Genomic DNA, 5,710 nt, shown 5'->3' on the forward strand with positions numbered 1-5,710 from the left:
GGGCGTTTTCGTAGCCGGAGGCGTTGAGTTCGTCCATGCTGGTGAAGCGGACCGGGGCGCCGCCCGCGACGACCGCGATCGTCCCGTTCGGCTCCCGGTACAGACGACCCTCCACCGGTGCGGAGAGCATGGGCCAGATCGCGTTGACGATGAGCTGCGCGTCGGCGGCCTCCGGCTGGTAGCGCTCGGGGTACGCCGACACCTGTACCGCCTGGCACACCTGGCCGATCGGAGCCGTCTTCCAGCTGTTGTTCGGGTACTTCGAGATCATCTTGTTCAGGAACGCGTTGGCCGCCCAGGTGGGGTTGAGCCGCTGGTCCCTGGATCCCCAGGAGGCGCGCTGCTGGAACAGGCCCAGGCTGTCGTGGTCGAGTTCCTCGCTGATGTTGTCGATGCTCGTCTCGACGATCGTCGTCGTGATCGCGATGACCGCGGCCCGCGAGTCCAGGCCCCGGTCGTGGACCGCCTTGATCACCATGCGGGCGCAGGAGACACGGTAGGCCGACATGTAGCCGCGCATCTTGGCCCGCAGCGTGCCGTTGAGCTGGGTGGCCACCGACGCGTCGGACGGGGTGGTGCCCCGGGGGTCGCACGCGGCGAGGGCTCTGGCCACGTTCACGTCGCTCGCGTGCGGGACCGGAGTGGGGCTCGGTTCCGCGGCATGCGCGGGACCGGCGATCAGTCCTGCCACGACCACGGTGGTCATCGTCGCCAGGGCGGCGTGTGAGGAAAGTCTGCGGTTCATCGGAGTCTCTCTGGAAGGGGGTGGGGGCACCGGACGGGGCCGCCGTCGATGAGAGCGCCGGCGGCCGGCCGGGTTCGAAGGCGCGGGAAGGTCGAGGGGGTAGGAGGTTCGAGGGTGGGGGAGGTTCGAGGGTGCGGGGAGGGAGGCTCGTCGCGAACCCTCGGCTCGGGGCGTTCGGAAACCGGGCGCGTGGACGAGTCCGTCGTGACGCGCCCGTGGTGGCGCCGCGACGGAATCCGGGTTCCGCGCCGCCGCTCAACCGGTCGCGTGAGCTGTCCGGAGCGTTTTTCGCGTTCCGTCTCGAACATCGCCCCTCGTCGCGATGTCACCCGAGCCACCGGAGTCCTCGTGGAAAAGTCGTTCAGCGGTCGGAGACGAACACGTGATCCGTGCCTCCCCCACGCGGGCGGAGACCGTACGAGCCGCCCCTCGAACGGCCCTTGGTCAAGGTTGGCGGTACGGGCCACCGTGAGGATTGCCACCGAGGGCGGCGTCGCCGTGACGATGGCCCGTCGGATCACTCTGCTTCAGAGCCGTAGTGTCATGACGATCTTTCTTTTTTCTTCCCCGGATGATTGAGCGCGCGGTGGAACACGGCCGCCTGACAACCCCGTTGAAACCAGCCGTTGTTCCGATGCCGGCTCGGATTCCGTACGGAATCCGAGCCGGCACGCCGGTGCTGTGGATGATCCTGTGGTGGTCCGGTATATCTGCGGTATAGCAGCCGCCTGTCCCGAGTTGTCATCATTGACCGGCAGGTCGAAGCCGTTTTCGCCGGACGATTTCCGTTTCCCGGTCCCGGCGGCCTGGGTTCTGCCGGGAAAATACGGCCAAGAGGAGGGTCCGGCGCCTGGTGAACCCACCCTGATCAGGTGATATACAGTCGCTATACCTGTGACGGATACCTTCGGCACAGCGTTTCGCCAAAGGGCCTGGCGGCGCGTCGAGAAAGGTACCTCTTATCAATGTTGCGTAAGCGTTGGAAATTGCTGGCGACAGCTGCCGTGCTGTCCACCTCACTGGTCGCCGTCGTTCACGGTTCGTTTGCTCCCAGCCCGTCCTACCTCGCGTCGCCGTGCGTCACTCCTTATGACTGGTTCGAGTTTTGCGACCCCCCCACCCTGCCGGGAGGGCACGCTCCCACTCCTCCCCCTCTCGACTGTAAGAAGGAGACTCCCTGCCCCTGAGAGGTTTTCGGGACGGGAGACGTCGGCGGCGCGGTTTCGCCGCGCCCGCCGACGTCGGGGCCGGGCCGTCTCCCGCGCAGGGGCCGGAGACGTCGGAATCAACCGGTCAGTTCTCGCGAGAAAGGGGCGCCGATCTCCGCGTACAGTTCCGTCGCCAGTCGTTCCCGTGTTTCCGCGGTGGCCGTGTCGCCGTTGTCACGCGAGATTCCGGAGAGGACGGCCCAGGTCTGGGCCTCGCCCATCCGGTGCCCGGTCGCCCGGTGGCTGTCCAGGGCTCGCAGGCCGTACTCCTCGGCTTCGGCGGGCAGTCCTCGCCGGTGGCAGGCGTGGGCGAGCAGGGTGAGCGCCCGTCCCTCGACGACCCGGAAATGGGGTTCGCCGACCAGTTCCAGCGCCTGCCCGGCGAGGTCGGCGGCGGCGGCGTGGTCACCGGCGCGGTGGTGGGTGATGCCCAGCGCGAGGAGCGCCTCACCCACGAGGTGGCGGGCGTTGATCTCCCTGGCGATGCCCAGCGCGGTCCGGTGGAGGCGGAGGGCCTCGCCGGAGTCCCCGAAGTGGTCACGGACGGAGGCCAGCGTGTTCAACGCCTGGACCTCGGTGAACCGGTCGCCGATGTCCACCGCTATCCGCAGCGCGGCCTCGGCGGTGTCGCGGGCCTGCTCCAGGTGGCCGGAGTCGCGGCGTACCAGGGCGAGCCAGGCCAGCGTGTCGGCCTCCAGATACCGGTCGCCGAGTTCCCGGTGACGGGCCAGGGCGGTGGTCAGGTGCTCCGCGGCGGTGTCGAGGTGGCCGAGCTGCCGGTGGAGCTCGCCCACGGTGGTCATCGCGACCGCCTCGGCTCTGGGGGCCGAGGTCTCGCGGATCAGCGCCAGCGCCCGTACGGCGTGGTCGAGCCCCTCGCGGAGCCGGCCGGACTCCCGGCAGGCGTTCGCGAGGTTGTTCAGGACCTTGGCGCGCGCCTGTTCCGAGCCGAGACGCTCGTGGAGTTCGAGCGCCCTGGACAGGGGGCGGGTGGCCTCGTCGGGGAGGCCGAGGAACATGAACGTGGTACTCAGGTTGCTCAGCGCGCTCGCCTCGCCCCGCGTCCACCCCGTCTCGTGGCTGAGGGTGACGGCCCTGTTCAGGTAGGTGATCGAACGGTTGTAGCGGGCGAGGCAGTGGTACGCGTGGGCGAGGTTCAGGAACGCGGCCGCCATCGCCCGCCGGTTCCGTTCCGCGTGGGCCGCGGCCAGTGCGGCGCGCGCGGTGGCGAGCCAGTCGACCATGCGCCTGGAGAAGTTGTGGTAGCCGCGGAGCCGGTCGGCGAGGAGCCAGGCCATCGGCCTGGGGCCGTACCGGACCGCGTGGCCGATCGCCGCGACCACGTTGTGGTGTTCGGCGCTCAGCCACGCCATGGCGGCGGAGGGGTTGTCGAGGTCCACCGTCCGCGTCGTGACCTCGGGGGGCGCGGGCAGCTGGAGCATGTCCGGGTAGAGCACCCTCGCGGCGTCACCGGCCACGGCCAGATACCACTCGAACAGCCTGTTCGCCGCCTCCGCCCGTTCCGCCTCGCCGTCCTCGGCGGCCGAGAGGTCACCGGCGTACCGGCGGAGCAGGTCGTGCACGGTGAAACGCTCGGGCCCGTGCTGGTCGACCAGGTGGACCCCGGCGAGCCGGTCCAGCGCGAGCGCCGCCTCCTCCTCGGATATCCCCGCCAGGGCCGCCGCCGCAGCCGGGGTGAAGTCGGGGCACGCGACCAGGCCGAGCCGCCGGAAGACCCGCTGCACCCGTTCGGGCAGGAGCCGGTACGACAGGTCGAAGGCGGCGCGGACGGCGGTCTCCTCGTCGCCCTCGATCGTGAGCGCGCTCACCGGGCTGCCGGTGCTCAGCTCCGTGACGTAGTCCTCGATCGAGGAGTACGGGCGGTCCAGCAGGCGCGCCGCCGCGATGCGCAGCGCGAGGGGCAGGTGGGCGCACACCTCGGCCAGCTTGGCGACGGCCTCGGGTTCTGCCCGTACGCGGTCCGCGCCCAGGAGGTGGCCGAACAGGGCTTCGGCCTCGGCCGGGACGAGCGCGTTGAGGGTGATGCGCTGGGCGCCCTCGCGGACGACGAGCCCGGTGAGCCGGTCGCGGCTGGTGACCAGCACCGCGCAGCCGGAGTTGCCCGGCACCAGGGGCCGGACCTGCTCGGCCGAGCTCGCGTTGTCCAGCAGGATGAGGATCCGCCGTCCCGCCATGAGCGAGCGGTAGCGCGCGGCGGCCTCCGTCGCCTCGACGGGCACCTGCCCCGGCGGGACGCCCAGCGCCCGGAGGAAACCCGCGAGCGCGTCCGCGGGATGCACCGGGGCTCCGGGCGAGTAGCCCCGCAGGTTGAGATAGAGCTGCCCGTCCGGGAACCTGTCGGCCACCCGGTGCGCCCACCGCACCGCGAGCGCGGTCTTGCCGACACCTCCCATCCCCGTGACGGCCGAGATCGTGATCGGATCGGCGGCGCCACCGGGCAGCATCCTGTCCAGCGCCTCGAACGCCTCCTCACGCCCGATGAAGCCGGGAATGTTCGTGGGCAGCTCCCGGGGCACCGGCAGTGTCGTACGGACGACGTCCGACACCGTGGCCGTCGTCCTGGGCGCGGCGGGCTCGGGAGGCTGGTCGTCGCCGCGCAGAATGTCCTGGTGCAGCCGCTGGAGCGCGGGACCCGGCTCCACCCCGAGCTGCTCGGCGAGCAGGGTGCGCGTCTGCTGGAAGAGCTCCAGTGCCTCGACCTGACGGCCGCTGCGGTTCAGCGCGACCATGAGATGGGCCCGCAGCCCCTCGTGGTACGGGTGGGCCCGCGCCAGCTGGGCCAGCACGCCGACCAGCTCCCTGTGCCTGCCCAGGGCCAGCTCCGCCTCCGCCCACCGCTCGGTGGTGACGAGCCGGAGTTGCTCCAGCTGCGTCGCCTCCTCGGCGATCGGCTCGCAGTCGCCGAACTCGGCGAACGCCGGACCTCGCCACAGGTCGATGGCGTCGCGCAGGATACGGCCGGCCCGCGCGGGGTCGTCGTCAAGCGTCCGGCTCCCCTCCGCGGCGAGCCTTCGGAAGCGCGTGGAGTCAAGGCCGTCACCGGCGACGATCGTGTATCCACCCGGCTGCCGGATGATGCGATCGGTACCGAGCACGCTCCGCAGCCGGTGCACGTACAACTGGATGTTGCGCCGCGCGGACGCCGGAGGGGTGTCGTTCCAGACGGTGGTGACGAGCCGGTCGACCGACACCGTCTGCCCGTCCCCGCGGGCCAGCAGGACGGCGAGCACCAGCCGGGGCTTGTACGCGGCGCCGACGAAGATCTCCTCACCGTCCTGGGTCACCTCAAGCGGCCCCAGCACCTGGAACTTCATCAATGGCCACCTCGCTCCCCGTACCGGGCTTCCGGCTTGACCGCTCCGGTTGCCTCGCGCAAGGCATCCGTGCCCATGAGGCGTGATCATGACATTTACCACCGTCCGTGTACAGCTCGTCCCAATTCGCGGAACAGGGCTTCTCACAGGATCTGACTGATGATTTGTCGTGAACGGGTCGGTGAAACCGGTGCCAGTTTCCCCGCTGGAGCGCCCGAGCCGCCTCGGGTACCGCCCGAACGTGCGGTGAGCACCTGGAAAACCCCATAATCTATGGCTTATGTCTGAACGGGGTGAGGGACAGTCAGGGGCCGCGTCCAAGATCGGCAGGCTGGCCGCGATCGGTGCGGCGGCGGGGTTGTTGGTCGCGGGGATCGCGTTGCCGGCGGTGGGAGGCGCGGGGCTGGGCTTCATGTCGGCGA

General features: G+C 70.3%; 2 protein-coding genes. Both read right to left on the reverse strand.

Going from position 1 to position 5,710, the window contains the following annotated elements:
- On the reverse strand, positions 1-745 hold a 745-nt coding region (locus ACW9TB_RS39280), incomplete at its 3' end, for a hypothetical protein (RefSeq protein ID WP_472753201.1).
- 1,285 nt (positions 746-2,030) lie between these two features.
- Positions 2,031-5,288, reverse strand: a complete 3,258-nt coding sequence (locus tag ACW9TB_RS39285) for an AfsR/SARP family transcriptional regulator (protein WP_472753202.1) — start codon at positions 5,286-5,288, stop codon at positions 2,031-2,033.
- Between the last annotated feature and the right edge of the window lie 422 nt (positions 5,289-5,710).

This window comes from Streptosporangium sp. H13245, from assembly GCF_055690525.1.